This window comes from Corynebacterium sp. HMSC034B08 (assembly GCF_001835805.1).
Lineage (GTDB): Bacteria > Actinomycetota > Actinomycetes > Mycobacteriales > Mycobacteriaceae > Corynebacterium > Corynebacterium coyleae.
Genome location: NZ_KV825958.1, coordinates 668 through 24,185 on the forward strand (window position 1 = coordinate 668; position 23,518 = coordinate 24,185).

General features: G+C 62.9%; 26 protein-coding genes. 8 read left to right on the forward strand and 18 right to left on the reverse strand.

All coding sequences use genetic code 11. The features are described from left to right. Nucleotides 1–230 precede the first annotated feature (230 nt). The 5 genes from HMPREF2656_RS12480 to HMPREF2656_RS05215 form a co-directional block, all read right to left on the reverse strand. On the reverse strand, nt 231–332 hold the full coding sequence (locus tag HMPREF2656_RS12480) for a 30S ribosomal protein bS22 (RefSeq protein ID WP_003855542.1): 102 nt from the start codon (nt 330–332) through the stop codon (nt 231–233). Nucleotides 333–543: 211 nt separating this feature from the next. Then, nucleotides 544–735, reverse strand: a complete 192-nt coding sequence (locus HMPREF2656_RS05200) for a helix-turn-helix domain-containing protein (protein WP_070421497.1) — start codon at nt 733–735, stop codon at nt 544–546. 181 nt (nt 736–916) lie between these two features. Continuing rightward, on the reverse strand, nt 917–1,729 hold the full coding sequence (proC, locus tag HMPREF2656_RS05205) for a pyrroline-5-carboxylate reductase (RefSeq protein WP_070421580.1): 813 nt from the start codon (nt 1,727–1,729) through the stop codon (nt 917–919). Between the two features lie 11 nt (nt 1,730–1,740). Further along, entirely contained in the window at nt 1,741–2,610 is an 870-nt protein-coding gene (locus HMPREF2656_RS13305) for a PspC-like choline-binding domain-containing protein (protein ID WP_070816031.1), read from the reverse strand. Continuing rightward, a complete protein-coding gene (locus HMPREF2656_RS05215; RefSeq protein WP_070482908.1) occupies nt 2,611–3,564 on the reverse strand; it encodes a Ppx/GppA family phosphatase in 954 nt (317 codons plus the stop codon). 33 nt (nt 3,565–3,597) lie between these two features. Here HMPREF2656_RS05215 and HMPREF2656_RS05220 point away from each other — a divergent pair, with 33 nt between their 5' ends. Further along, nucleotides 3,598–4,497, forward strand: coding sequence for a DUF3109 family protein (locus HMPREF2656_RS05220; RefSeq protein WP_070816032.1), 900 nt, complete (start codon nt 3,598–3,600; stop codon nt 4,495–4,497). On the opposite strand, the gene HMPREF2656_RS05225 is transcribed toward HMPREF2656_RS05220, so the two are convergent. From HMPREF2656_RS05225 to HMPREF2656_RS05235, 3 genes are read right to left on the reverse strand one after another with little or no spacing between them, the layout of a single operon-like run. Next, complete coding sequence (locus HMPREF2656_RS05225; protein WP_070421500.1) at nt 4,479–5,168, reverse strand: response regulator transcription factor; 690 nt, start codon at nt 5,166–5,168, stop codon at nt 4,479–4,481. The genes HMPREF2656_RS05220 and HMPREF2656_RS05225 overlap by 19 nt on opposite strands. After that, complete coding sequence (locus HMPREF2656_RS05230) at nt 5,165–6,349, reverse strand: sensor histidine kinase (RefSeq protein ID WP_070816033.1); 1,185 nt, start codon at nt 6,347–6,349, stop codon at nt 5,165–5,167. Before HMPREF2656_RS05230 ends, HMPREF2656_RS05225 begins: the two co-directional genes overlap by 4 nt. A 10-nt stretch (nt 6,350–6,359) precedes the next feature. Then, nucleotides 6,360–7,106 carry a phosphoglyceromutase gene (locus tag HMPREF2656_RS05235; RefSeq protein WP_070816088.1) on the reverse strand — a complete coding sequence of 249 codons (747 nt, stop codon included), beginning with the start codon at nt 7,104–7,106 and terminating at the stop codon, nt 6,360–6,362. 40 nt (nt 7,107–7,146) lie between these two features. Between HMPREF2656_RS05235 and HMPREF2656_RS05240 the strand changes: the two genes are divergently transcribed. After that, complete coding sequence (locus HMPREF2656_RS05240; protein WP_070772233.1) at nt 7,147–8,247, forward strand: chymotrypsin family serine protease; 1,101 nt, start codon at nt 7,147–7,149, stop codon at nt 8,245–8,247. On the opposite strand, the gene mshA is transcribed toward HMPREF2656_RS05240, so the two are convergent. Then, the gene (gene mshA, locus HMPREF2656_RS05245; RefSeq protein ID WP_070421503.1) at nt 8,244–9,506 is read right to left on the reverse strand and encodes a D-inositol-3-phosphate glycosyltransferase; all 1,263 of its coding nucleotides are present in this window, start codon (nt 9,504–9,506) and stop codon (nt 8,244–8,246) included. The genes HMPREF2656_RS05240 and mshA overlap by 4 nt on opposite strands. Before the next feature lie 33 nt (nt 9,507–9,539). Further along, entirely contained in the window at nt 9,540–9,851 is a 312-nt protein-coding gene (locus tag HMPREF2656_RS05250; RefSeq protein WP_070421504.1) for a type II toxin-antitoxin system Phd/YefM family antitoxin, read from the reverse strand. Nucleotides 9,852–9,902: 51 nt separating this feature from the next. Here HMPREF2656_RS05250 and HMPREF2656_RS05255 point away from each other — a divergent pair, with 51 nt between their 5' ends. After that, nucleotides 9,903–10,172, forward strand: coding sequence for a type II toxin-antitoxin system RelE family toxin (locus HMPREF2656_RS05255; protein ID WP_070421505.1), 270 nt, complete (start codon nt 9,903–9,905; stop codon nt 10,170–10,172). Here the strand turns inward: HMPREF2656_RS05255 and HMPREF2656_RS05260 are convergent. After that, nucleotides 10,169–11,164 (reverse strand): MinD/ParA family ATP-binding protein, encoded by a 996-nt coding sequence (locus HMPREF2656_RS05260; RefSeq protein ID WP_245168073.1) that lies wholly within the window; start codon nt 11,162–11,164, stop codon nt 10,169–10,171. The genes HMPREF2656_RS05255 and HMPREF2656_RS05260 overlap by 4 nt on opposite strands. A gap of 147 nt (nt 11,165–11,311) precedes the next feature. Here HMPREF2656_RS05260 and HMPREF2656_RS05265 point away from each other — a divergent pair, with 147 nt between their 5' ends. Next, a complete protein-coding gene (locus tag HMPREF2656_RS05265; protein ID WP_070816035.1) occupies nt 11,312–13,006 on the forward strand; it encodes a long-chain-fatty-acid--CoA ligase in 1,695 nt (564 codons plus the stop codon). Nucleotides 13,007–13,030: 24 nt separating this feature from the next. Continuing rightward, on the forward strand, nt 13,031–14,752 hold the full coding sequence (locus HMPREF2656_RS05270; protein ID WP_070816090.1) for a long-chain-fatty-acid--CoA ligase: 1,722 nt from the start codon (nt 13,031–13,033) through the stop codon (nt 14,750–14,752). 155 nt (nt 14,753–14,907) lie between these two features. Here HMPREF2656_RS05270 and HMPREF2656_RS05275 read toward each other — a convergent pair whose 3' ends face one another. Beyond that, nucleotides 14,908–15,909, reverse strand: coding sequence for a UDP-N-acetylmuramate dehydrogenase (locus HMPREF2656_RS05275; protein ID WP_141761024.1), 1,002 nt, complete (start codon nt 15,907–15,909; stop codon nt 14,908–14,910). Nucleotides 15,910–15,933: 24 nt separating this feature from the next. Here HMPREF2656_RS05275 and HMPREF2656_RS05280 point away from each other — a divergent pair, with 24 nt between their 5' ends. The 3 genes from HMPREF2656_RS05280 to HMPREF2656_RS05290 are packed head-to-tail and all read left to right on the forward strand — an operon-like array spanning nt 15,934 to nt 18,006. Further along, nucleotides 15,934–16,425, forward strand: coding sequence for a DUF2505 domain-containing protein (locus HMPREF2656_RS05280; RefSeq protein ID WP_070421584.1), 492 nt, complete (start codon nt 15,934–15,936; stop codon nt 16,423–16,425). Nucleotides 16,426–16,484: 59 nt separating this feature from the next. Continuing rightward, nucleotides 16,485–17,237 carry a class I SAM-dependent methyltransferase gene (locus tag HMPREF2656_RS05285; protein ID WP_371440648.1) on the forward strand — a complete coding sequence of 251 codons (753 nt, stop codon included), beginning with the start codon at nt 16,485–16,487 and terminating at the stop codon, nt 17,235–17,237. Nucleotides 17,238–17,247: 10 nt separating this feature from the next. After that, nucleotides 17,248–18,006, forward strand: coding sequence for an LmeA family phospholipid-binding protein (locus tag HMPREF2656_RS05290; RefSeq protein ID WP_070816037.1), 759 nt, complete (start codon nt 17,248–17,250; stop codon nt 18,004–18,006). 29 nt (nt 18,007–18,035) lie between these two features. Here HMPREF2656_RS05290 and HMPREF2656_RS05295 read toward each other — a convergent pair whose 3' ends face one another. The 6 genes from HMPREF2656_RS05295 to HMPREF2656_RS05320 all read right to left on the reverse strand — a co-directional run bounded on the left by HMPREF2656_RS05295 (nt 18,036) and on the right by HMPREF2656_RS05320 (nt 23,499). Continuing rightward, a complete protein-coding gene (locus tag HMPREF2656_RS05295) occupies nt 18,036–18,350 on the reverse strand; it encodes a DUF2516 family protein (protein ID WP_083284891.1) in 315 nt (104 codons plus the stop codon). A gap of 11 nt (nt 18,351–18,361) precedes the next feature. Continuing rightward, a complete protein-coding gene (locus HMPREF2656_RS05300) occupies nt 18,362–18,865 on the reverse strand; it encodes a CGLAU_01105 family protein (protein ID WP_070614793.1) in 504 nt (167 codons plus the stop codon). A gap of 15 nt (nt 18,866–18,880) precedes the next feature. Beyond that, nucleotides 18,881–20,158, reverse strand: a complete 1,278-nt coding sequence (locus tag HMPREF2656_RS05305) for a DUF445 domain-containing protein (protein ID WP_246825121.1) — start codon at nt 20,156–20,158, stop codon at nt 18,881–18,883. A gap of 84 nt (nt 20,159–20,242) precedes the next feature. After that, complete coding sequence (locus HMPREF2656_RS05310; protein ID WP_070421511.1) at nt 20,243–20,611, reverse strand: hypothetical protein; 369 nt, start codon at nt 20,609–20,611, stop codon at nt 20,243–20,245. 66 nt (nt 20,612–20,677) lie between these two features. Beyond that, nucleotides 20,678–21,427 (reverse strand): succinate dehydrogenase/fumarate reductase iron-sulfur subunit, encoded by a 750-nt coding sequence (locus HMPREF2656_RS05315; RefSeq protein WP_070421512.1) that lies wholly within the window; start codon nt 21,425–21,427, stop codon nt 20,678–20,680. Beyond that, nucleotides 21,427–23,499, reverse strand: a complete 2,073-nt coding sequence (locus HMPREF2656_RS05320; protein ID WP_070421513.1) for a fumarate reductase/succinate dehydrogenase flavoprotein subunit — start codon at nt 23,497–23,499, stop codon at nt 21,427–21,429. Before HMPREF2656_RS05320 ends, HMPREF2656_RS05315 begins: the two co-directional genes overlap by 1 nt. Between the last annotated feature and the right edge of the window lie 19 nt (nt 23,500–23,518).

The following is a 23,518-nucleotide window of genomic DNA, read 5'->3' on the forward strand; positions in this document are numbered from 1 at the left end:
AACAACCCCAACACCACCAGGGCAAACACAGAGGTCAAAACGAGACCGTCTAGCAGCATCACAAGCCCAGCTAGACGATCAGCCCACAGACCAGGAGAACACCACCCCACCATCCGCCCCAACCCCAATCCGACGCCATATATAGGGACACACCCACACCCCACCATCCGCTCCACGGAAGGCAAACAAAAAGCCCGCCTCCACAAAAACGGAGGCGGGCGGCGCTTGGCTTACTTGCCGAGCTTACGACGCTGCACACGAGTGCGGCGGAGCATCTTGCGGTGCTTCTTCTTCGACATACGCTTGCGGCGCTTCTTAATAACTGAACCCATAAGGCTTCCTCTTTTCTAACGTTGCTTCGTACGTACGTGGTCGGCACGACCGCTTGCGCGGAACAGTGGGAGGTGCACACTCCCACAGGTTGTGGCCAACCTGAACACGCCAAGCATACAGGCGTGCAGACCAGCAGCCAAAAACCGAAAACGCCCGTTCCCCCACTGAAATCAGGTGGGAACGGGCGTTTCGTAGGGGTCTGGAGTGGTTTTACCCCACGTCGTAGACGGAGGACTCCAGGTATTCGTTCACCGCGTTTTCGTTGACACGGAACGAACGGCCTACGCGGACGGCAGGCAGTTCGCCGGAGTGAACGAGGCGGTAGACGGTCATCTTGGAGACGCGCATAATCTCCGCGACTTCGGCGACCGTCAGGAACTTTCCTTTATCTTCATTAACCACTTAATTCTTACCTCTCGGCACGCAAACGCGCTGCAGGCTTCCCCTCCCGCAGGACGAACACGCACGTGCTCCAACCACCCTAACGTGAAACATGGGTTGAGTGCGACTTAAGGGAGAGAATTTTTTCAGAGTGCAGGTAGTGAACACACAGCATCAGTTGTGACGGGTGTGACTACCGGGGTTATTCCTCGCCAAGTTCCTTCGACCGGCGCGCACAGGCCTCCATCGCGCGGTAGAACGCACCACGCAGACCGGACTCCTCCAACTCGCGGATTGCACGCGCGGTTGTGCCTGCCGGGGACGAAACGTTGGCACGCAACTGCACGGGCCCATCCTCGCCTTCCAGCATCGCGCCTGCACCGGCCGCGGTGGCCTTAGCCAGACGCTCCGCAAGGTCGCGCGGCAGGCCGAGGGACACGCCCGCGTCCACCATCGCTTCGGTGACAAGGAAGAAGTACGCAGGGCCGGAGCCGGACACTGCGGTCACTGCGTCGATCTGCGGTTCGGTGACGGTGACAACCTCGCCGGCGGCGGCGAGCAGTTCATCGACGGTCTGCCGCTGCTCGTCGTCAACGAAACGCCCGTAGGTCACCGCAAGCACGCCCTTACCGACGAGCATGGGCGTATTCGGCATAACGCGCGCGATCGGGGCGCCTGCGAGCGCCACTGCCTCTTCCATCGCTGCCAGCGTGATACCTGCTGCCATGGAGACCAGGACCGGGGTGTTGTCGGCGTCGCCAAAGCCTTCGCCAATTTCGGCGATGACGTCGAGGATGCCCGCGGGTTTCACGCACAGGAACACGACGTCGGCGTGCTGTACGGCTTCGTGGTTGTCGTTGGTGGTGCGCACGCCGTAGCGCTCACGCAATACTTCGCTGCGTTGCGACGACCTATTCGTCGCCGTGATCTTCTCCGGGTCGTAACCGGACTGGATCAGACCCGACAGGAGCGCTTCGCCGATATTTCCGGCGCCAATAATTGCGATGTTTGCCATGGTTGCCATGTTTAGATCAACGCGGGCCCAAATGCCATAACTGCTGCAGCGATACCTGCAAGCGCCATGTTCAGGCCATCACGTCCGGTGCGCATCGCACGCACACCGAAGACCACGCCGACCACTGCGACGATGCCAAGCAGCACCGCGACAACTGGGATGACGTGCGCCCACAGCCACTTGAATGCCAGGAACCCAAGCACACCAAGCAGCACGCCCAGGCCAACGAGCAGCACCATCAGAATCGGGTTGATGGAGACGTCCTCGACTTCGATGTCGCGGACGTCCTCATCAGGCAGGTCGTTCTCGAACAGGTCGAGCTCCGCATCCTGCTTATCGACGACTACCTCCTCTACCGGCTTCTCCTCCGACTGAGGAGCCGCCACAGCAGCCGCAGCTGCCGCAGGTGCCGTGGCCTGTGCTGCAGGCTTCTCCGCAGGCTTCTCTACCTGCTTCTCCGCCGGTTTCCCTGCAGGCTTCTCCGCAGGCTTCTCCGCCGGTTTCCCTACCGGCTTTCCTGCCGGCTTGGCAGCGCCTTCGCGCACGACCGGAATGACGTGGGTGTCGTCTTCGGCAGGCGGAGCCTGAGTCGGCTTCGCCTTGGCCACTGCCTCTTCAGGCTTCTCCTGCTTGGCAGGCTTCTCTGCAGGCTTCTCCTGCTTGACGGTCTTTGCCGGTTCGGCGGGGGCGTCGATAGGCACGCTCGAGTGCTTCGCCTCGACAGGTTTGACGTTGACCTTCTTAAAGGAGTCGGTGAGCTCGGCGACCGAAACGCCACCGTCTTCGAGGCTGCGGCGGCGCCGGGGGCGTCGTGTGGCCGAAGGATTTTCCTTCTCGGCGCGCGCGAGGAGCTCGGCTACCGTGAGCTGCTTGTCGGCCATTTACTCGTCGTCTCCTTTATCGGCATTCAAACCGCCCTGGTCGATGCGTTTCAGAATCACGCCTTCACGCAAGGCCCACGGGCAGATCTCCAACTTATCAATATTTAGTGCGCGCATTGCAGCCTCGGCAACGAGGGCACCGGCGACGATCTGGTGGGATCGGTCCGCATTGATGCCTTCGAGCTCCGCACGGTCCGCTGCTGTCATGCGTGAAATGAACGCGATGAGCTGGCGCAAACCGGGTGCGGTGAGGGTGCGCTGCACGAACGGACCTGCCGACGATGGTGCTGCACCGGTAAGGCGGGCAAGGGAGCGGAACGTCTTCGACGTACCCACCGCCAGGCCTACCTCGCCGAGTGCTTTAAATTCTTCGGCGGGGCCGGCGAGTTCCGCGTCGATGTAGTCGCGCAGCATGTTGATCTTCTTACGCTCTGGCGGGTCGGTGTCGAACCACTCGTGGGTCAGACGGCCAGCGCCGAGGTCCAGCGACACTGCCAGGTCCGGCATTTCTTCGGTGCCTGAGGAAATCTCGAGCGAGCCACCGCCGATGTCCAGGTTGGTGATGCGGCCGGCGGACCAGCCGTGCCAGCGGCGGGCGGCGAGGAAGGTCAGGCGTGCTTCCTCTTCGCCGGAGAGGATCTCCAGATCCACGCCGGTTTTCTTCTTCACCTGCTTCAGCACGTCCTCGGAGTTCGTCGCGGAGCGTACTGCCGAGGTGGCGAAGGCAAGGACCTCTTGGCACTTGAGATTGTTGGAGAGGTCGGCTGCTTCCTGGCAGGCGTCGACAAGTTTGTCGATGCCTTTTTGTTCGATGTTGCCTTTCTTATCCAGCAACTCGACAAGCCGCAGCGGCTGCTTCCAGTCACTCATCGGGGTGGGGCGTCCGCCACCGTATGCATCGACCGCCACAAGATGGACGGTGTTGCTTCCGACGTCTAATACACCTAATCGCACCACCTCAGCGTAACGGGTCTACGGTGTGCAAGTGTGAATCAACCAGCCCCGAATCCTGTTTTTCTTGGCTTTCCGGCAGATTCCCCGGCAGGTCGCTCCATTGCGGCAGGCAGGGAAACGGCCCAGGAATTCCCGCGCGAATGGTTTGAGTTTGTCCACCCGGAGGACCCTGACCACACGTTTTCGCTAGATCTGACCTGGCTCGAGTCCACGTGGTCATGCCGCTTTGGCACGTCACAGTGCCTGGGTATCGACGAATCCAACCAGGCGGTCGGCTGCTGCATCCACGGCGCATACATTGCCGACGAAGAAGACCGCGACACCGTATATAACTCCGTTGCGTTGATGCCGGCGAAGTACTGGCAGTTGCGTCCGGCCGACACGGATGAGTTCTTCAAGGCCGACGACCCCACGTGGCTCGAGCCGTGGCTGGTGTGGGACGACAGTGACGAAGAGGACGACGGCCCACACATCAAGACGAAGGTGGTCGACGGTGCCTGCATCTTCGCCAACCGCCCCGGCCACCCGACCGGTGCGGGCTGTGCGCTGCACCAGTGGGCGATGGCGGAAGGCCACAACATCGTTGGCACTAAGCCGGAAGTGTGCTGGCAGGTGCCGTTCTCCCGCGAGGATGAATGGCAAGAGCGTAGCGACGGCCACGAGATCCTGCGCACCACCATCGGTGAGTACGACCGCCGCCAATGGGGCGACGGCGGCGAGGACTTCGACTGGTGGTGCACCGCCTCACCGCAGTGCCACACCCCGAACAACGGCAGCCTCAAGCCGATTTGGCAGTCCATGAAGGACGAGTTGATTGCGCTGATTGGTGAGGTCCCGTATGCGATCGTCGCAAAGCATTGCGAGGCTCGCGCGAACCTGCCGCAGGAGGCGAAAGCCACCCACCCCGCGACGGATCAGGCCTCGAACTTGTAACCCAGGCCGCGCACGGTAACCAGCTGAGTGGGGCGCTTCGGCTCCGCCTCGATCTTGGAACGCAACCGCTTGACGTGCACGTCCAGGGTCTTGGTGTCGCCCACGTAGTCGGCGCCCCAGATGCGGTCGATCAACTGGCCGCGGGTGAGCACGCGGCCGGCGTTGCGCATGAGGTACTCGAGCAGGTCGAACTCTTTGAGCGGCATGGGCACCGGCTGGCCGTCCACGAGCACCGTGTGACGGTCGATGTCCATGACCACCCGGCCGCCCTTCAGCAGCTGGTCGTCGGCCTCCTCCACACTTTCCGCCTCCGGACCGCGGCGCAGCACCGCGCGGATGCGGGCGACGAGTTCGCGGGTGGAGTACGGCTTGGTCACGTAGTCGTCCGCCCCCAGCTCCAGGCCGACAACCTTATCGATCTCACTGTCACGCGCCGTGACCATAATGATCGGCACCGACGACTCCGCACGCAGCTTTCGGCACACCTCCGTGCCACTCATTCCCGGCAGCATGAGATCCAGCAGAACCAGATCGATGTCTTCAGAGTCGAAGAGCTGCAGCGCCGTCGGACCGTCCGGCGCGATCTTGGTCTCAAACCCTTCCTTGCCCAGCAAAAACGCGAGCGGGTCCGATAAGTTCTCTTCGTCCTCGACGATAAGGATGGTCGTCACTGCTGCTCAAGTTCCTTTCTGCCAGCAGAGGCGTGAACAGATTCCGGGTCAAAGATCGGCAACTCAATGGTGAACGTTGAGCCGGTGCCGGGCCTAGACCACACGGTTATGTTACCGCCATGGTTGGCAACCACGTGCTTGACAATCGCCAGTCCCAGGCCAGTGCCACCTGTCGAGCGAGAACGGGCCTTATCCACCCGGTAGAACCGCTCAAACACGCGTTTTTGGTCCTCGGGCGCAATGCCGATGCCGCGGTCCGTGACACGGATCAGCACCGCTTTGTCGCGCACCGTTTTCTGCGTGATGCTCACCGGCTGCCCATCCGGCGAGTAGTTGATCGCGTTGGATATCAGGTTGGCCACCGCCACTGTGAGCATCGACTTGTCGCCGAGCACGTACAGCCCAGTGGGGGCGCCACGGTTGATCTCAATCTTGCGGTTTTCGGCGGTGACGTGGTTGCGGATGACGGCTTCGTCGATGATGTCGTCGACACGCACTGGCGCCATGTCGGGCAGCGCTTCCGCGCCTTGCAACTTCGACAGCGCAATCAGGTCCGTGATCATCTCCCCCATGCGGTGCGCTTCCTTGTGCAGTTTCCCGCCGAAGTATTCGACCATCTCCGGGTCAGTCGGATCTTGTAGAAGCGCCTCCGCCAGCAGCGACATGCCACCGACGGGGGTTTTGAGCTCGTGCGAGACATTTGCGACGAAATCACGCCGCGCGTGCTCCATCCGCACATTCTCAGACTCGTCGGAGCCGTAAATGATCACCGACGAGTTATCCGTCAGCGTCAACGGAGCAACTACCGCGCGCACGTTACGGATGCGGTTACCGGTGGTGCGCTGTGGCATCTCCATGTCGATGACACGTTGCTCCGCATCGTCCATCACCTGCTCCGCAACGTCGAGTACGCGGGGGTTGACGGTGCCGTCGTGCACAAGCGACATGTCGTGGGCACGCGCGTTGGACAGTTGCACCTTGCCATTTCTTCCAACGACGACGATGCCGGTGGGCGATCCCTGTGTCACCAGGTGCAACATATCGCTGACAGTGCTCACGCCAGTGTCTTCATCGTGGTCGTCCGCACTGTTTCGGGCATACCAACGCAATGCCCGCCGCCCGAGATGGGCAGCGGGGACGGCGACGAGCGCGCCGAGAATAAACGCAAGAACTGGCGACACAGCCTAAGCGCTACTTCTTGCCCTGGTTAGCCACAGCGGCAGCGCCAGCAGCGGCAGCCTCCGGGTCGAGGTAGGTACCGCCCGGGTTGAGCACCTTGCCGCGCTCGCCGATTTCGTACAGCAGCGGCATGCCCGTCGGGATGTTCAGCGCCGCAATGTCCTCGTCGGAAATGCCGTCGAGGTACTTCACCAGCGCACGCAGAGAGTTACCGTGCGCTGCGACCATGACAGTCTTGCCCTGCAGCAGCTGCGGCAAGATTGTCTCCTCGTAGTACGGCAGGAAGCGACGCACAACGTCCTGCAGGCACTCGGTGCGCGGCACCTCCGGCAGGAACGCGTAGCGCGGGTCGTTGGTCTGCGCGTACTCGTTATCGATGTCAATCGCCGGTGGCGGAGTGTCGTAGGAACGACGCCACTCCATGAACTGCTCATCGCCGTACTTGTCGCGGATCTCCGCCTTGTTCAGGCCCTGCAGCTTGCCGTAGTGGCGCTCGTTGAGGCGCCAGTTGCGCACAACCGGGATCCAGTGGCGGTCCGCTGCGTTCAGCGCAATGTTGGCGGTGCGGATCGCGCGACGCAGCAGCGAAGTGAACACGATGTCCGGCAGGACACCCTTTTCAACCATGAGCTTGCCGGCGTTGACGGCTTCGCGCTCGCCCTGCTCTGTCAGGTCGACGTCCACCCAGCCGGTGAACTGGTTCGACTTGTTCCACTCACTTTGACCGTGACGTACAAGAATCAACTTTCCGTTACCCATGACTTTAAGCATGCCACGAAAGAGGTTTAGTGTCGTGGGCATGCTCAAGGTTTTTCGCTACGCCGCCGCGGTTGCTGTCGCCGCGGCACTGACCACTGCCCCATCTGCTGCCGCAGCGCCTGCGCTTGCCGCCCCCGGCGCGCCTGTGGCCACGCTGTTTCAGGGCTCTGATTCCTTTGCCAACACCTCGCGCTGCAGCCAGGGCCCTTCCGGTGTGGTGCGCACCCCTGACGGGCAGACGAAGCGGATCATGATCACCGCCGCGCACTGCTTCGACGTGGACGATAAAACGGTGCGCCCGGAGGTGTACGCGCCGGTACGAAGTGGTGGCGGGGTGCGCTACCCGCACGTGGGCACCATTGATACGCAGCGCAAGAAGTTCGAGCTGGGCAACGGCGAATTGATGGACTTCTACCGCATTATCGACGAGCCCGACTGGGCCATGGTCCGCCTCGACCCAGGCGTTTCTGCCTCCGGCTGGTCCACCTCCCGCGACCAGTGGGGTTCTGCACCTTCCCGGAACGTGGCGATCACCGGGGTGAAGGACTACCGCAGCCTGGGCAACGAGCTGATCAGCTTTGACAACTTTGGCCAGCCCATCTGCAAAGACGGCATGCGCACCGGCCGCTCGTGCGGCACCCAGGTGTTCCGTACACAGAACTTCATCTGGCACGTCGGGTTGAACTACGCCTCGGGTGATTCCGGCGGCATCAACTACGACCCGCGCACGGGCGAGGCCATCGGGTTGACCGTCATCGGATACGGCCCCTTCGGCAACTCCCAGCAGGTCGATCGTGCGCTCGAGTCCGCCTACGGCATCCCCGACGGTCAGGTAAATCAGGCGTTTACTCCTGCTGAGCCGGCGCCGCGCGCGGAGTTTGCGACGCTTCGCGACGAAATCGCCCAGCACAACCCAGCCGCCGCCAACAAGCCCGCGCCGGCACCGTCGAAGTTCCACAAACTCACCGGCGCAGTCAACGGTGCCCAGGCTGATGCTGCTCGCCTCGCCGGGGAGGCGCAGCGTCTTCCCCAAGCAGCAGACCCGGTTGCCGCAGCGCAGGAGCTTGCCGGACGTGCGGGTGCCGCAGCCAACCAGCGTGCAGGTGAGATCAGCGCCGCCGTGAACGCGATCATCCGCTAGTTGCCGCCGGGGATCCGGGGAGCCTCACAGGGGTCGTAACCGTCGAGCGCTTGCTTATAGACGCCCGCGAGCTGGTCTGCCGACGCCGCCCAGCTAAACCGGGCCGCGTGGCGGACGGCGGATTCGCCCATGTGGATGCGCGTGGAGTCGTCGATAAGCAACCGCTCCAGTGCATCCGCCCACTCGTTGGTGTCGTGACTGCCCACCAGCAGGCCGGTCTCCCCGTCACACACCGCGATCGGGAGCCCGCCGACCTTCGCCGCCACCACCGGCGTACCTGTGGCCTGCGCTTCCACGGCGACCAGGCCGAAGCTTTCGTTGTAACTCGGCACCGCGACGACGTCCGCTGCTTGGTAGATGCTGACGAGTTCTTCAGGCGGACGCGGGCCAAGGAAACGCACGGTGGCACCCAGCGCCTCCTCGTCCGCGATCGCACGGTAGTGCTCCACCGACGAACCGGACCCGCTCGCCCCACCACAGATGATCACGCGCAACGGACCTTCGACGCTGCCGCGGCGCACGACCTCCCCCATCGCACGCAACAACACCTGCGGGCCCTTGAAATCCTGCAGCCTGCCGACGAACGCAACCACCTTCGCGTGCAACGGAATGCCCAGGTGGCGGCGTGCAAGTTCCGTGTTGCGGTTCGTGCCAGGGGTGAACAGTTCCGTGTCCGCACCAGGGCTGACCACGGAGATCTTCGACGGGTCCACGTCGTAGAAGCGGGCAAGCTCGCTGGTTTCATCCTCGGTGTTGACCACGAGCGTTTCGGCGTTGTCCACGAGTTGCTGCTCACAAATACGGCGCGCCTCCGACTCCGAGCCACCCACACCGTAGGCGTTTTTCACCGCCGCCCACGTATGCCCGGTGTGCACCAGCGGCACCCCAGCAAGGTCGGCGAGCAACCACCCCACCTGGCCGGAGAGCCAGTAGTGGGAATGGATCAGGCCGTAAGAGCGCTCGTCTGCTCGGCAGAACTGCACCACCCCGCCGGCGAACGCAGCGAGTTGGGTCGGCAGGTCTTCTTTCTCCAGCCCCTCATACGGCCCGGCGACGATATTGATCACCCGGTAGCCTGGCTCGACCTCGACGATCTCGCCCTGGCTGGGCCGCGTCGCACGGGTGAACACATCCACCTGCGTGCCCTGGCGGGCCAGTTGGGTCGCAATGTTGTGAACGTAGACGTTCATGCCACCGGCATCACCGATTCCCGGCTGCTCGAGCGGAGAGGTGTGCATTGAAATCATGGCGACGCGCATGCGGGCCAGATTAGCGCGGCGCAAAACCCTGCGTCACTGCGCGTTGGTATGGCTTTGCAAGTCTTCCTCAGCGAGCTGTTTGAGAACCACCTCGAGCGGTGTCCTCGTTCCGTCGTCCTCCTCACGGGCACGGCGTAGCAGTTCGCGGTCAGCGACCTGCTCTAGCTCTTCCAACAGCACCAAGTCTTCAACCGGCACGATAGCTGCAGCAGACTTCCCGTTCCGGGTAATCAACACCCGCTCACCTGCATAATTCGCTCGGTCAACCGTCTCACCTAAGCGATTCCGCAATTCAACAAGCGCAATTGCGTCTTCCGGCGCTTTCACAGTGCACCACCCCTTCATCCATACTGTGTACAGTTGGTACACACTGTACACATTTTCTAGGGGGTGTCAATGAAATACCAAGTCGAGCTCACCAACCAAGCCAGTCGTGACCTCAGAAAAATTCGACGAAGCGACCGAAACACCTTCGAGCGAATTACCGAAGCCTTACAAGCGCTCTCCGCTAATCCATTCCCCGCCGGTTGTGTCCGATTAACCGGCTACGACGATTTCCGAATCCGGGTTGGCGGGTTCCGGATCATCTACTCAGTTCAGCAAAAAGTCGTTCTAGTGGAAGTACTGCGCATCGCGCCGCGTGGCGAGGTCTACAAAGGCCTTTAGTGCGCCGCGTGCCGGTGCCACGCACCGAAGTCCGCCGCCACCGTAGCCGCCAGGTGCTGATAGGACTTCAGGGTTGCCGCGGCCATGCGCTCCAAATCGACGACCGCACCTTCCGCCAGGTGCCTGTCGTACGGGATCGTGTGTACCGCCCGCGTACGCGAGGCGAAGTGTTCGGTAACCTTGCCCATATCGATGGTCGGCTTGCCCGGTGCGGATGAGGAAACGACCACGACAGCGTTGGCGGCCAACTGGTCGTAGCCGTGGAGGTTGAGCCAGTCGAGGGTCGCGGATGCGGACTGCGCGCCGTCGAGAGCAGGTGAGGTGACCAGCACAAGCGCGTTGGCCAGGTCGAGCACGCCCGCCATCGCGGAGTGCATCAGGCCGGTGCCACAGTCGGTGAGAATGACGTTGTAGTGGTGCTGCAGGATGTCGATGGCGTGGCGGTAGTCGGCTTCCGAAAACGCCTCGGAGACCGCCGGGTCTCGCTCGGAGCCGATCACCTCGAGCCGCGATGCTGCCTGGTTAGTAAAGGCACGGACCTGCGGGTAGCGGTGCGTTTCCGGCGCGTGGAGCAGGTCACGGATGGTGGCCGGTGGCGCGGTTGCTGCGCGTTGGGCAAGTGTGCCCAGGTCCGGGTTGGCGTCGATGGCGATGACGCGATCCCCACGGGTCTGTGCGAACACGCCTCCAAGGCCAACGGTGGTTGTGGTCTTGCCGACGCCACCTTTCAGACTCATCACCGCAATGCGGTAGTCGCCGCGCAGGGGCGCACGGATGGCGTCGATAAGCTGCTGCTCCTCGAGCTCTTTGCGCGAACCGCCCGGGTTGATGCGACCACGAGTGGCGGTGTGGATCATTTTGCGCCAGCCCTGTTTCGGCGGCGATTTCACCGGATCCACCAGGTTGGTTTGATCGAGCACCTCAGGTGGTGTGAGTTCAAGCTCCGGCATGGCAACAGCGTCGCGAAGCGTGGCGTCATGGAACGTGGTCATGAAAAATCCCCCCGTATTTCCCCAAATATGTGATGCGGGCAAGTGTAGATGATCAATTTCTTGCGCGCACCCATTCACAACCTACGCAAGAGTAAGTTATACTCCGCAACACACTTGTATACACCTGACCACAACCGAGAGGATGCAATGGGCGCCGCAGACACACAGGCCTGGATTGAGCAATACGCCGAATGGACGAACCCGCGTCCCGAAATCGGCACAGATACGCTCGTGAGCTGGTTCAACCGGGCCGTGGCCACCCAACCGCACAGCGCCGCAACATGGTTCATGGGCAAGGAGCTCACCTACGCCGAGCTCAACGATCACGTCGGCAGCGCGGCAGCCGGCTTGGCCAAACTCGGCATCCAGCCTGGGGACCGCGTTGCGGTTGCGCTACCCAACTGTCCGCAGCACGTCATCGCAGTCACGGCAATCCTGCGACTGGGCGCGGTCGTCGTCGAACACAACCCGCTCTACACCGCAGACGAGCTCGAGCCACAGTTCAACGACCACAGAGCAAAGATTGCGATTGTCTTCGACCGTGAAGCGGACACCTTCCTCTCCCTGCGCGGACGCACCCCGCTGGAAACCGTTGTGGCCGTCAACATGATCGACGAAATGCCAACGCGCCTCAAGGCATTGCTCGCACTGCCAATCCCGCCAGTAAAGAAGAAGCGCGCCGAGCTCAGCGCCCCCGCACCAGGGACCATGAACTTCACCGACCTCCTGCGGACGCGTTCGCGCACGGTGCACCTGCCACCGATCGAACCGGAAACCACCGCCTTTATCCTCTACACCTCAGGCACCTCCGGGAAACCTAAGGGTGCGCCACTGTCGCACCGCAATATCGTCTCGGTCCTCAAGGCGGGCATCGAGTGGCTGGAGGACTGGGGTGCGGTGCGCGAAAAGGTGCTCGCCGTGCTGCCGATGTTCCACATCTACGGCCTTGCGTTGAACTACGGCCTGCCACTGACGGTCGGCGGGCAGATCGTGCTCGTGCCCGCACCGCAGCCGCAGTTGTACCAGTCGGCGATCCTGAAAACGCGGCCTACGATGCTGCCGGGCGTGCCCACGCTGTACGCCAAAATCATCGAATGGGCGAAGAAAGACAACGTCGACCTTTCCTCGATTCACACGTCAATCTCCGGCGCATCCACCCTGCCTGCAGAGACGATCGAACTGTGGGAAAACACCACGGGCGGGCGCCTCATCGAGGGCTACGGCCTGACGGAAACCTCGCCGATCCTCGCCGGCAACCCCCTCGACGGCACACGTCGTCCGGGCTACATCGGTCTCCCCTTCCCCAATACGGAGATCCGCATCGCTGACCCGGACGACCCCTCTCGCACCATGTCCGACGGCGAGCCAGGCGAGCTGCTCGCCCGTGGCCCGCAGGTCTTCGCAGGCTATTTGAACAACCCGGAGGCGAACGAGAACGCGTTCCACGATGGCTGGTTCCGCACCGGCGACATGGCCGTCATGGAGCCGGACGGCTGGATCAAGTTGGTGGCGCGCATCAAGGAGATGATCATCACCGGTGGCTTCAACGTGTACCCGGACGAGGTGGAGGGCGTACTTCGCCGCCATCCGGATATCGACGACATCGCAGTCGTCGGCCGCCCCCGCGAGGATGGCGCCGAGGACGTTGTCGCGTGCATCACACTTGTCGACGGCGCCGCGCTCGACCCCGAAGGCCTCAAGGCCTACGCCCGCAAGCACCTGACGCGCTACAAGGTGCCGCGCGAGTTCTACCACTTCGAGGAGCTGAACCGGGACCAGACAGGCAAGATTCGTCGCCGTGAGGTTCGCGACACTCTCGTCAGTCTTCTTACCCAACCGTAGGTAGATGGGCGTAGGGTGGTCACCATGACTTCACCCTCCCCAACCAATGGAGACGCCCCCTGGCTGCAGTACTACCCCGAGTGGACCGCCCACTCGCTGGAGTACGGCAACCGCACGCTGAACGATCTTTACGACGACAACCTGGCCGCCAACGGCAACAACACCGCCACCAGGTTCTTCGGCCGCACCCAGACGTTTAGCGAGCTCGATCGCGAGGTGCGCCGCGCCGCCGCAGGTCTGAAAGCCTTCGGCGTTCGCCCGGGTGACCGCGTGGCGATCATGCTGCCGAACTGCCCGCAGCACGTCGCCGCCTTCTTTGCTGTGCAGAAGATCGGCGGTGTTGTCGTCGAGCACAACCCGCTCTACACCGCCCACGAGCTGCGCCCACAATTCAAGAACCACGGCGCCCGTGTGGCAATCGTGTGGGACAAGGCCGCCGACACGCTCGAGCAGCTGCGCGCCGACACCCCGCTGGAAACCGTGGTCAGCGTGAACATGATCAAGGCCATGCCACGCGCCCAACAACTCGCGCTGCGCCTGCCGCTGCCGAAGGTGATGGAAGCCCGCGCAGCACTCACCGGCCCGTGCAGCAACACGGTGCCGTGGGAGTCGTTGACCAGCTCCGCTATCGGTGGGCTGGGCACTGACTTGGAAACCCCAGCAGAGATCACTCCGGAAAGCCCCGCGGTGATCCTATACACCTCCGGCACGACCGGCGCGCCGAAGGGCGCGGCACTCTCGCACGCAAACCTGGTTGCCAACCCGCTGCAAGGCCAGGCGTGGGTAAAGGAACTCCAAGAGGGCAACCAGCGCATGTTGGCAGCCCTGCCGTTCTTCCACGCCTACGGCCTGACGTTCTCGCTGACGCTGACCATGCTGATCGGCTCCGAACTCGTGCTCCTGCCGGCCCCGCAGATGCCTCTTGTAATGAAGGCGATCAAGAAGACCCCGCCGACGTTCATCCCGGGTGTGCCCACATTGTTTGAGCGCATCCTGCAGGCTGCGGAGAAGAAGAACATCGACCTGTCCCCGATTCAGATTGGCTTCTCGGGTGCGTCGTCGCTGCCGAAGGAGATTATCGAGGGCTGGGAGCGCGCCACCGGCGGCCGCCTGGTGGAAGGCTACGGTCTGACGGAGACGTCACCGATCATCGTCGGCAACCCGCAGACCGCGGACCGTCGCCCCGGCTACATCGGCATCCCCTTCCCCGACACCGAGATCCGCATCGTCGACCCGGACAACCCGGACAAGGACATGCCCTACGGCGAGGACGGCGAAATCCTGGCGAAGGGCCCGCAGGTGTTCTCCGGCTACTTCAACAACCCTGAGGCCACCGAGAAGGTCTTCCACAACGGTTGGTTCCGCACCGGCGACATGGGTGTGATGGAGGAGGACGGCTTTATCAAGCTCGTCTCCCGCATCAAGGAGCTCATCATCACCGGCGGGTTCAACGTCTACCCTGCGGAGGTCGAGGAGGTCATCCGCACCCACAAGGATGTTGAAGATGTCGCCGTGGTGGGCCGTCCGCGCTCCGACGGTTCGGAGGATGTTGTCGCCTGCGTTGTGCTTCGCGACGGCGCCGCCCTCGACCCCGACGGCCTGAAGGACTTCGCCCGCGAGAACCTCACCCGTTACAAGGTGCCGCGCACCTTCTACCACTTCGAGGAGCTGGCTAAGGACCAGATGGGCAAGCTACGCCGCCGCGAGGTCCGCGAGGACCTGCTGTCCAAGCTCGAGCAGCGCTAAAGGCTCGGTCCGGACACCCGTGCTGCTTTGTTGGTCTCGCGGCGGCCATCCGCCGCTCCTCTCACAGATGGTGAGAACCAAATGGTGAGCTCGGCAAAATTTTGGCGTTCTCCCCGTTTGATTCTCACCATTTGCTCGTGCGACGAGGGTTCGCGCTAAAGGCCCACCCAGACCGGCTCGGGGTGCAGCTCAACGCCAAATTGCTTGTCGACGACCCCCTGCACCCTCCGCGCCAACGCCACGATGTCGTCCGCCGTGGCGTTACCCCTGTTCGTCAGGGCGAGGGTGTGCTTGGTGGACAGGCGCGCTGGCGCGTCCTCACCGGGGAATCCGCGGGGGCAGCCGGCGCGCTCGATCAGCCACGCCGCAGACAACTTCTCTTGGCCCTCACCAGCGGCAAAGCGTGGCATGTGGTCTTCGCCGACCTTGGCCTCGATCTCATCCGCCAGTGAGGTGGGCACGACCGGGTTGGTGAAAAACGAGCCCGCGGACCACGTGTCGTGGTCGCCGGCGTCGAGCACCATGCCCTTCGCCCGGCGCGTCTCCAGCACGGATGCACGGGCCTCCGCCAGCGACACACGCTCCCCGCCCAGGTGGCGCAGCGGGATCGACTGGTCGGTCTTCTCCAGCGCCAGCTCGATCTCCAGCACCACGGCACGCGAGGTGAACTTCAGGTTGGAGTAGCGGTACGCCAGGTCGAGGGAGTCGGCGGACACCCACTCGTCGGCACCCGTCTCGCGGTTGTAGAGGCGCACGCGGGTCAGCACGTCCGAAATCTCGGAACCGTACGCACCAACGTTTTGCACCGGGGTGGCACCAGCGGAACCCGGGATGCCCGACAATGCTTCGATGCCACCCAGGCCATGGTCCACAGCAAAGGCAACCACGTCGTCCCAGACGGTGCCGGCTTGGATGCGCAGCGTGGTGTCGTCGATAAGCGAGATGCCCTCGTTGCGCACCAACACAGCAGAAAGATCGAGCGCACCTTCCGCAACAAGCAGGTTGGAACCGCCGCCGACAACAAGCAGCGGCGAACCGGCGCGATCAAGGCGCGCAACGGTCTCGGCGAGTGCTTCAGCGCTGGTGCACTCGATGATCTCGGCCGGCGAACCGCCGACGCGCAACGTGGTCAGAGAGGCAAATGATGGGGTTGACACGCCAACAACGGTAGTCTGTGATCCATGACTGCACGTAGTGAGATCACTGTGACCATCAACCAGCCGATCGAAAAGGTCGCGCAAGCCTACGCCACGCGCGAATACTGGGAGTTCATCGCAGAGAAACTCTCCCCGGAACCGGGCGAGCTCAACGAGTTCGCGGACAACACCGCAACCCTCTTTGAGATTCTGCCGACCTCTATCCTCCCGCCGGCAGCACAGGCGATGGTGTCCCAGGACCTGAAGCTCAAGCGCGTCGTCACCGTAGGCGCGCTCGACGGCGACACCGCCAAGCACACCATGACCGGCGACGTCAAGGGCACCCCGGTGGACCTCGGCGCCGAATACACAGCAACCCGCGACGGCGACAACACCAAGCTCGACTACGAGCTCGAAGCCAAGGTCAACATCCCGTTTATGGGCGCTGCCCTCGAGCCGAAGGTCGCCGAGGCACTCGAGGAGATCGTGGAAAACGAAGCGAAGCTCACCGAGCAGTGGATTAGCGAGAACCTCTAATCCCCCACTATCACAATCTCCGCGCCGATAACCCGGGTGCGGCGGGCAAACCCTACGGGGTGATCACCCGCGGCACGACCGGGTTTAATCGTCTGCGCAGATCTGATCGCTGGACCCGCTTTCACCCGCGGGTCCAGTCCCTGTTGCGAGCCGTACCCGACCCGCTGGCCGTGGATGTGGGGTACGGCGCCTCGCATGCCACCACCGTCGAATGGGCCGGGTGGCTGCGCCAGATCCGCCCCGACATCGAGGTCGTGGGCCTGGAGATCGACCCGGAGCGCGTCCTGCCGTCCCGCGACGGCGTGCGTTTCGAGCTCGGTGGCTTCGAACTTGCTGGCTACCGCCCCCACCTCGTGCGCGCCTTCAACGTGCTGCGCCAATACGACGTCGACCAAGTCCCCGACGTGTGGGACACCGTCTGCTCACGCCTTGCGCCGGGCGGCCTGTTCGTCGAAGGCACCTGCGATGAAATCGGACGCCGTTGCGCATGGTTGCTTCTCGACGACACCGGCCCCGTCTCCTTAACCCTCTCCTGGGATCCCTTCCACACCGCAACCCCCTCAGAGGTGGCGGAGCGCCTCCCCAAAGCGTTGATCCACCGCAATGTGCCCGGCGAGGCCATCCACGCATTTCTTACCGACGCCGACACCGCCTGGGAACACGCCGCCGGATGGGAACCCCACGGCCCGCGCGTGCGCTGGCGCCACGCCCTCGACGACCTGGCCGCAAAATGGCCGATCACGCCCCAGCGGCGCCGCTTTTCCGACAATTCCGTGACCGTCGAGTGGAACGCCATCGCCCCAAGTTCCTAAACTGGCCCGCATGACCAAAGCCTGGAAAGTCACCCTCTCCATCATCGTCGGAGTACTCCTCCTGTTCGCCGTTGCGGAAGGAGGCATCCGCGCGTTCGTGTCCCACCAGGTCACGTCCGAAGCCCCGGAAGGCACCTCGGTGTCCTTCGGCCCGAAGCCAGTCACACTCGGCTTGCTGGGTGGAAAGTTCCCCCACATGAAAATCGACCAGGACTCCACCCTGGTCGTGGACGGCAACACCTTCACCGGCGCGCCCGCCGCCGTCGTAGAGATGGACAACGTCCACATCACAGGTGGCGACCCGGTCGCCGAAACCCTCCACCTGACCTCCGATCTGCCCACCGAGTACGTCCGCGCCATGCTCAACCAGCAGTTGGAGCAGCAGATGGGCGAGGACGCCGGATTCCTGGCCAACTTCATCAACGTCAGCGACGTCACCGCGAACCCCGAGGCCGGAACCTTCACCGTCGAGTTCAGCGGCGGTGTCGCAGGCGTCGAACTGCGCCCCTCCATGCGTGACGGCCAACTCGCGCTCGAGGCCGAGAACACCTCGCTGTTCGGCTTCGACCTGCCCGACGGTATCGCCGACGCCATCAGCGGCGCCCTGTCCAACGGCATGGCCCAGGAAGCCAACAGCACCATGCGTATCGACGACTTCCGCGTCATCGACGGCGGCCTCCAAGTCTCCATGGTGGGCACCGACGTGAACTTCAACGAACTGCAGATGATGCAAGAAAACCCCGCCGGGTTCACGACCCAGCAGGGTTAAGCGGTGCCGCTGCGGCGGCGCGGGCGGTGTTACCAGCCGCCGTTGCCCTCCAGAATGTTCTTGATCTGGGGGCGGATGTCGAAGTAGTAGATACCGATCGCCACCGCACCAAACCATGCGATGAACGGCAGGCCGAGCATGCACGCCACCGCAGACAGCGCCAGGATGCCAATCCAGGCGCCCTTGGACTGGCGGCCTGCTGCTTCGAACGCGTCGGGGCGGGTCGTCGCCACGAGCCCGGCAGCCACAAGGCCTGCGATGCCGACCGCGAAGAGCATGAGGAAGCTCGCGCGTGACGGGAGCGTCGTGATGAACTGGATCTGCTCAAGAGCCGCGGTATCCATATCCCAACCTTCTAGTTAGCGGTGTTGTTGGAGTCGGTTTCGTCCGTCTCCAGAATCTCGCCGTCGATAATATCGCCGTCGCCGGTGGTGTTGGTGAACTGGTCTTGGAGGCGCTCCACCAGGCCGTCGAAACGCGAGCGGACATCGCTCATAACACCCTTGTCGTCGACCCCATCAAGAGCCTTATCCAGACGCTCGTTGAGCGCAGCGCGCACCTCATTTACCTTCGTAGTCACAGTCTCCTTGAGGTCGTCGGAGATCTGCAAATCGCGCTCACGCAGGGAGTTGAAGAGCTTCTCCGCCTCATCGACGAAGTTGTTGGCCACGTTGCGCACGTCGCCCTCCGACGTCGCCGCGTTCAAGTTTGTGCGAGCCTCATCGGACGTGGATTGGAAACGCTCAGAGAGCTCGCCGGCTACCTTGCCCAGCGCCGCACCGAGGGAAGAACCTGCCAGCAGCAGGGCCTCGCCAGCGTCGCGCAGGTTGTTGCGGATCTCGCCATTGTTGTCAGCCATAGTTTTACCTTTCATCTAAAAGAACAAGAGCTGTGTCACAGTGTAAATAACCAAACCGGCCAGTGCACCGACCACAGTGCCGTTCAGACGAATGAACTGCAGGTCACGCCCCACCATCAGCTCGATCTTCTCCGCTGCTTCCTCCCCGTCCCAGCGCTCGATCGTCTCCGCGATGATGCCCACGATCTGTTCCGCGCCGTTCTCGGCCGCGTAGTGGGTGATCTTTTCCAGGCGTGCTTCGGCATCGGCGCGGACTGTGGGGTCGTCGCGAAGCTTGGTGCCCCATTCCATCGACGCATCCGCGACCTTCCTGCGCAGCGTGCTCGACGGATCCGAGGCCGCCTCCACCAACGCTGTGGACAACTGCGCCCACATCCCGGCAGACGCCGAACGCACCGCGTTCGACGCCATGATGTCGCCCTTCAACGCCTCCACGCGCGAGATCATCTCCCCATCAAACTGCAGGTCCTGCGCGAAGTCGTTGATCTGTCGGCGCAGCGCCCGCCGCGCCTCGTGCTGCGGGTCCGCGTCCACGTCCGCCATGAACGACACCAACTCGTCGTACACGCGCTGCCCCACGAGGTCTTTAGCGAATTGGGGAGCCCAGCGGGGCATGCGTTCGTCGATAAGTGAAACGACTGTGTCCTCCATGCCATTTACTTTGCGACGACCCCACGCCACCATGTCATCCACCACCGGCTCCACCTTGCCATCCGCAATCAAACCCTCCAGCGCACGGCCCAGCGGCGGGCCCCAAATCGGCTCCGCAAAGCGGTCGATCACCTGCGAATCGATGAACCGCTCCGCCCCCTTCGGGTCGATGCCCTCAACCATGCGCACCACGAACGTGCCCACCTCTTCGCTGACACGCTCCGCGTTCGCCGGCTGCGCCATCCACGTGCCTACCCGCTCCGGGATGCCCGCATCCATCACCTTCTGCGTAATCGTGCGCGCATTCAGGAAGTTCTCGCTGACAAAGTCGCTCAGCGCCCCCGCAACCTGATCCTTCTTGTTCGGGATGATCGCCGTGTGCGGAATCGGAATCCCCATCGGGTGCTTAAACAACGCGGTCACCGCAAACCAGTCCGCCAAACCACCCACCATGCCGGCCTCCGCCGCAGCACGCACGTAACCAATCCACGCCGCCGTTGCGCCTTGGGATTGCGCCCACGAGCACGCAAGGAAGATCACCGCCGCAACCCCAAGCAAACTTGTCACCGCGATCTTGTGGTTTCGCAGGACGCGGCGCCGCTCCGCCTCATTGGTTGGGCTTGGCATCAACTGATCAGTCATGCCCCCGATTAAAGCAGCCCGGCCGACATGGGCACGAAAAATGCCCCCTCCGCCGAAACGAAGAGGGCAAAAGCGTCCAGCGCGTTAGTTCACGCGGCCAGTGCGCTTGCGGTACTCCTTGTAATCCTTCCGGCCAAGGCCGATGAAGATGAAGGCGAGCACCGTGGTGATCACTGCTTCAGCGACGCCCAGGATGAGCAGACGCTCTGCCAGGCCGTGAGTCTGCGAGCCAAAGCCGTAGACCATCGCACCCCAGCCCCACACTGCCAGGCCAACACCGAACAGTGCGGACAGGAGCAGACCCATCGCAACCCAGGTGAAGTTGCGGTTCAGGGACGAGTGCGGCGCACCCAGGGATACCGGGTCGTAGCCCTCGATGTACGTGTCCTCAATCCTGCTCTGGTACTCAGGGAAAGACTCGCTGTGGATATCTGCAACTGCATGAGAACCCATGATGATGTTTCCTTCTACTACTGCTGGTTCTACCAGGACTCCAATACCTCGGAGTATACGGCAGATCTAGTCGTCGCCACCCTTGAAGGCAGCACGGGCACGCTCAGCGTTGATCGCACCGACTGCATCAAGCGGGATACCGGCCGGGCAAACATCAGCACACTCGCCGTACAGCGAGCAGTGGCCGAAGTTCGTCTCCAGCTCATCAACCATGTTGCGGGCACGGCGGCCGCGCTCCATTTTGCCCAGCGGCAGCAGCTTCAGGTGCTTGAGCTTCGCGCCAGTGAACAGGTGCGCAGCACCGTTCGGGCAGGCAGCCACACAAGCGCCACAGCCGATGCAGGCCGCGTAGTCAAGCGCGGTCTCTGCGTCCTTGTGGTTCACAGCCAGCGTGTCAGCATCCGGAGCGGTACCGGCGTTGACCGAGACGTAGCCACCTTGCTGCATGACGCGGTCCAGAGCGGAACGGTCCACAGTCAGGTCCTTGATCACCGGGAATGCACCGGAGCGGAACGGCTCAATCTTGAGCGTGTCGCCGTCGTTGTAGTTAAACAGGCGCTGCAGGCAGGCCGTCGTGTTCTGGCCAGCACCGTGCGGGCGACCGTTGACCAGTACGCCACAGGTGCCGCAAATGCCTTCGCGGCAGTCAGAGGCGAACACGAACGGTTCTTTGCCCTCTTCGACGTAGTTGTTGTTGACGTGGTCGAGCAGCTCCAGGATGGACATCTGCTCCACAGCGTCGTCGACCTGGACGGTCTCGAAGCTGCCCTCAGTGTCAGGACCAGCCTGGCGCCAGATTTCAAGTGTCAGTTTCATTACTTGTAGTTCCTTGCCATCAGCGGGATCGAATCGAAGTACAGGGGTTCAGCGTGGCGGATGAACTGGCCTTCGCCGGCCGGCTCCCACGCGGAGACGAAGCACCAGTTGTCGTCGTCACGCTCTGCCTCGCCGTCATCGGTGAGGTGATCCATACGGTAGTGAGCACCGCAAGACTCGTCGCGGTCGAGAGCGTCGATGCACATGAGCTCGCCGAGGTTGATGTAGTCAACCAGGCGCAGCGCAGCCTCGAGGGTCTGGTTCATGTCATCTGCGGTACCCGGGATGTGAATGTTGGTCCAGAAGTCCTCGCGCAGTGCACGGATCTTACGGATGCCCTCTTCCAGGCCCTCCACGGTACGGGCAACGCCACAGTGCTCGTAGAGGATGTCGCCGAGCTGCTCGTGGAAGTGCTCCGGGCCGTGCGGCTCCGGGCCACGGATGGACATGATGCGCGCGATGCGCTCCTCCACCTCAGCAACAACGTCCTTGGCTTCCTGGGAGTCCTCGGAGAGCTTCTCCTCACCGAGGTGGTTTGCCAGGTAGTTCGGGACGGTGAACGGCAGGGTGAACCAGCCGTCGACGGATGCGGACAGCAGCGAGTTAGCACCCAGACGGTTTGCACCGTGGTAGGTCCAGGAGCACTCACCGGCGGCGAACAGGCCGTCGATGGAGGTCATCTCGTTGAAGTCGGTCCACAGGCCGCCCATGGTGAAGTGGACGGTCGGTGCAATACGCATCGGAGCCTTGTACGGGTCGTCGCCAGTGGAGTCCTCGTACATCTCGAACAGGTTCGAGTAACGCTCACGGATGGTGTCCTCGCCGAGGCGCTCAATCGCGTCGGAGAAGTCCAGGTATGCGGAGTTGTGCAGCGGGCCAACACCGTAGCCGGCGTTGAGCTGCTGGGAGATCGCACGGGACGCAACGTCACGCGGCACCAGGTTGCCGAAGGCCGGGTAGCGACGCTCCAGGAAGTAGTCACGCTCGTCTTCCGGAATGGTGTTCGGGTCGCGGTCGTCGCCCTTTTCCTTCGGGGTCCAAATGCGGCCGTCGTTACGCAGCGACTCCGACATCAGCGTGGTCTTTGCCTGCCACTTCGCGTTGACCGGAAGACCGGTCGGGTGGAACTGGACGAAGCACGGGGACGCCAGGTAGGCACCACGCTCGTACGCACGCATCATGGCGGAAGAGTTGGAGTTCTTCGCCAGCGTGGTCTTGTGGTACACGTTGCCGTAACCGCCCGTAGCCAGGATGACTGCGTGGCCGGTGAACGGCGTGATCTCACCGTTGATCAGGTTACGGGTCACAATGCCGGAGCAGTGCTTCTTGCCGTCCTTCTGGGTGATGATCAGATCCATCAGGTCGTGGTGAGTGAAGATCTCAACGTTGCCCAGGTGGATCTGGCGCTGCAGAGCCGAAGCGGTGGACAGCTGCAGCTGCTGGCCTGTTTGGCCACGGGTGTAGTAGGTACGGGAGACCTGCACACCACCGAACGAACGGGTGGCCAGGGTGCCGCCGTACTCACGAGCGAACGGAGCGCCAATGGCGTTCATGTGGTCGATCACGCGGACCGACTCGACAGCCAGGCGCCAGCAGTCGGACTCGCGGCAGCGGTAGTCGCCGCCCTTCACGGTGTCCTTAACGTGGCGGTAAGCACCGTCGTTATCCACCTTCTTGCCGCGGGCGGAGTTGACGCCACCCTGTGCAGCAATGGAGTGCGCACGACGCGGAGCATCGTGGTAGGTGAAGGACTTGACGTTGTAGCCGAGCTCGCCAAGTGCCGCAGCAGCTGCGCCACCGGACAGGCCGGTACCAACAACGAGGACGGTGAACTTACGACGGTTCAGCGGCGACACCAGGTTCATGTGGTCCTTCTGGAACTCCCACATGTCCTTCATGCGCACTTCGTCGCGGTTCGGCTCGTTGGACTGCAGGATCTCACCCGGGGTGACACCAGCAGCAGCCGACTCCGGCTGACGGAACGCCTGGGCCTGGGCCTGGCCAGCAGCCGGCGTCTCGGTGGAGGCCTGCTCGCCGTGCGAACCCTGATTCGAGGAAATAGAGGTAGTCATATTGTTTCTCCTATTTGGC

Excerpts from the sequence above, each read along its gene's own strand:
- HMPREF2656_RS05265 (WP_070816035.1), top strand. The coding sequence starts at position 11,312 with ATGGGCGCCGCAGACACACAGGCCTGGATTGAGCAATACGCCGAATGG.
- HMPREF2656_RS05235 (WP_070816088.1), bottom strand. The coding sequence starts at position 7,106 with ATGGGTAACGGAAAGTTGATTCTTGTACGTCACGGTCAAAGTGAGTGG.
- HMPREF2656_RS05270 (WP_070816090.1), top strand. The coding sequence starts at position 13,031 with ATGACTTCACCCTCCCCAACCAATGGAGACGCCCCCTGGCTGCAGTAC.
- HMPREF2656_RS05320 (WP_070421513.1), bottom strand. The coding sequence starts at position 23,499 with ATGACTACCTCTATTTCCTCGAATCAGGGTTCGCACGGCGAGCAGGCC.
- HMPREF2656_RS05310 (WP_070421511.1), bottom strand. The coding sequence starts at position 20,611 with ATGGGTTCTCATGCAGTTGCAGATATCCACAGCGAGTCTTTCCCTGAG.
- HMPREF2656_RS05280 (WP_070421584.1), top strand. The coding sequence starts at position 15,934 with ATGACTGCACGTAGTGAGATCACTGTGACCATCAACCAGCCGATCGAA.
- HMPREF2656_RS12480 (WP_003855542.1), bottom strand. The coding sequence starts at position 332 with ATGGGTTCAGTTATTAAGAAGCGCCGCAAGCGTATGTCGAAGAAGAAG.
- HMPREF2656_RS05240 (WP_070772233.1), top strand. The coding sequence starts at position 7,147 with ATGCTCAAGGTTTTTCGCTACGCCGCCGCGGTTGCTGTCGCCGCGGCA.
- HMPREF2656_RS05315 (WP_070421512.1), bottom strand. The coding sequence starts at position 21,427 with ATGAAACTGACACTTGAAATCTGGCGCCAGGCTGGTCCTGACACTGAG.
- HMPREF2656_RS05300 (WP_070614793.1), bottom strand. The coding sequence starts at position 18,865 with ATGGCTGACAACAATGGCGAGATCCGCAACAACCTGCGCGACGCTGGC.
- HMPREF2656_RS05290 (WP_070816037.1), top strand. The coding sequence starts at position 17,248 with ATGACCAAAGCCTGGAAAGTCACCCTCTCCATCATCGTCGGAGTACTC.
- HMPREF2656_RS05260 (WP_245168073.1), bottom strand. The coding sequence starts at position 11,164 with ATGACCACGTTCCATGACGCCACGCTTCGCGACGCTGTTGCCATGCCG.
- HMPREF2656_RS05295 (WP_083284891.1), bottom strand. The coding sequence starts at position 18,350 with ATGGATACCGCGGCTCTTGAGCAGATCCAGTTCATCACGACGCTCCCG.
- proC (WP_070421580.1), bottom strand. The coding sequence starts at position 1,729 with ATGGCAAACATCGCAATTATTGGCGCCGGAAATATCGGCGAAGCGCTC.
- mshA (WP_070421503.1), bottom strand. The coding sequence starts at position 9,506 with ATGCGCGTCGCCATGATTTCAATGCACACCTCTCCGCTCGAGCAGCCG.
- HMPREF2656_RS05250 (WP_070421504.1), bottom strand. The coding sequence starts at position 9,851 with ATGAAGGGGTGGTGCACTGTGAAAGCGCCGGAAGACGCAATTGCGCTT.
- HMPREF2656_RS05305 (WP_246825121.1), bottom strand. The coding sequence starts at position 20,158 with ATGACTGATCAGTTGATGCCAAGCCCAACCAATGAGGCGGAGCGGCGC.
- HMPREF2656_RS13305 (WP_070816031.1), bottom strand. The coding sequence starts at position 2,610 with ATGGCCGACAAGCAGCTCACGGTAGCCGAGCTCCTCGCGCGCGCCGAG.
- HMPREF2656_RS05255 (WP_070421505.1), top strand. The coding sequence starts at position 9,903 with ATGAAATACCAAGTCGAGCTCACCAACCAAGCCAGTCGTGACCTCAGA.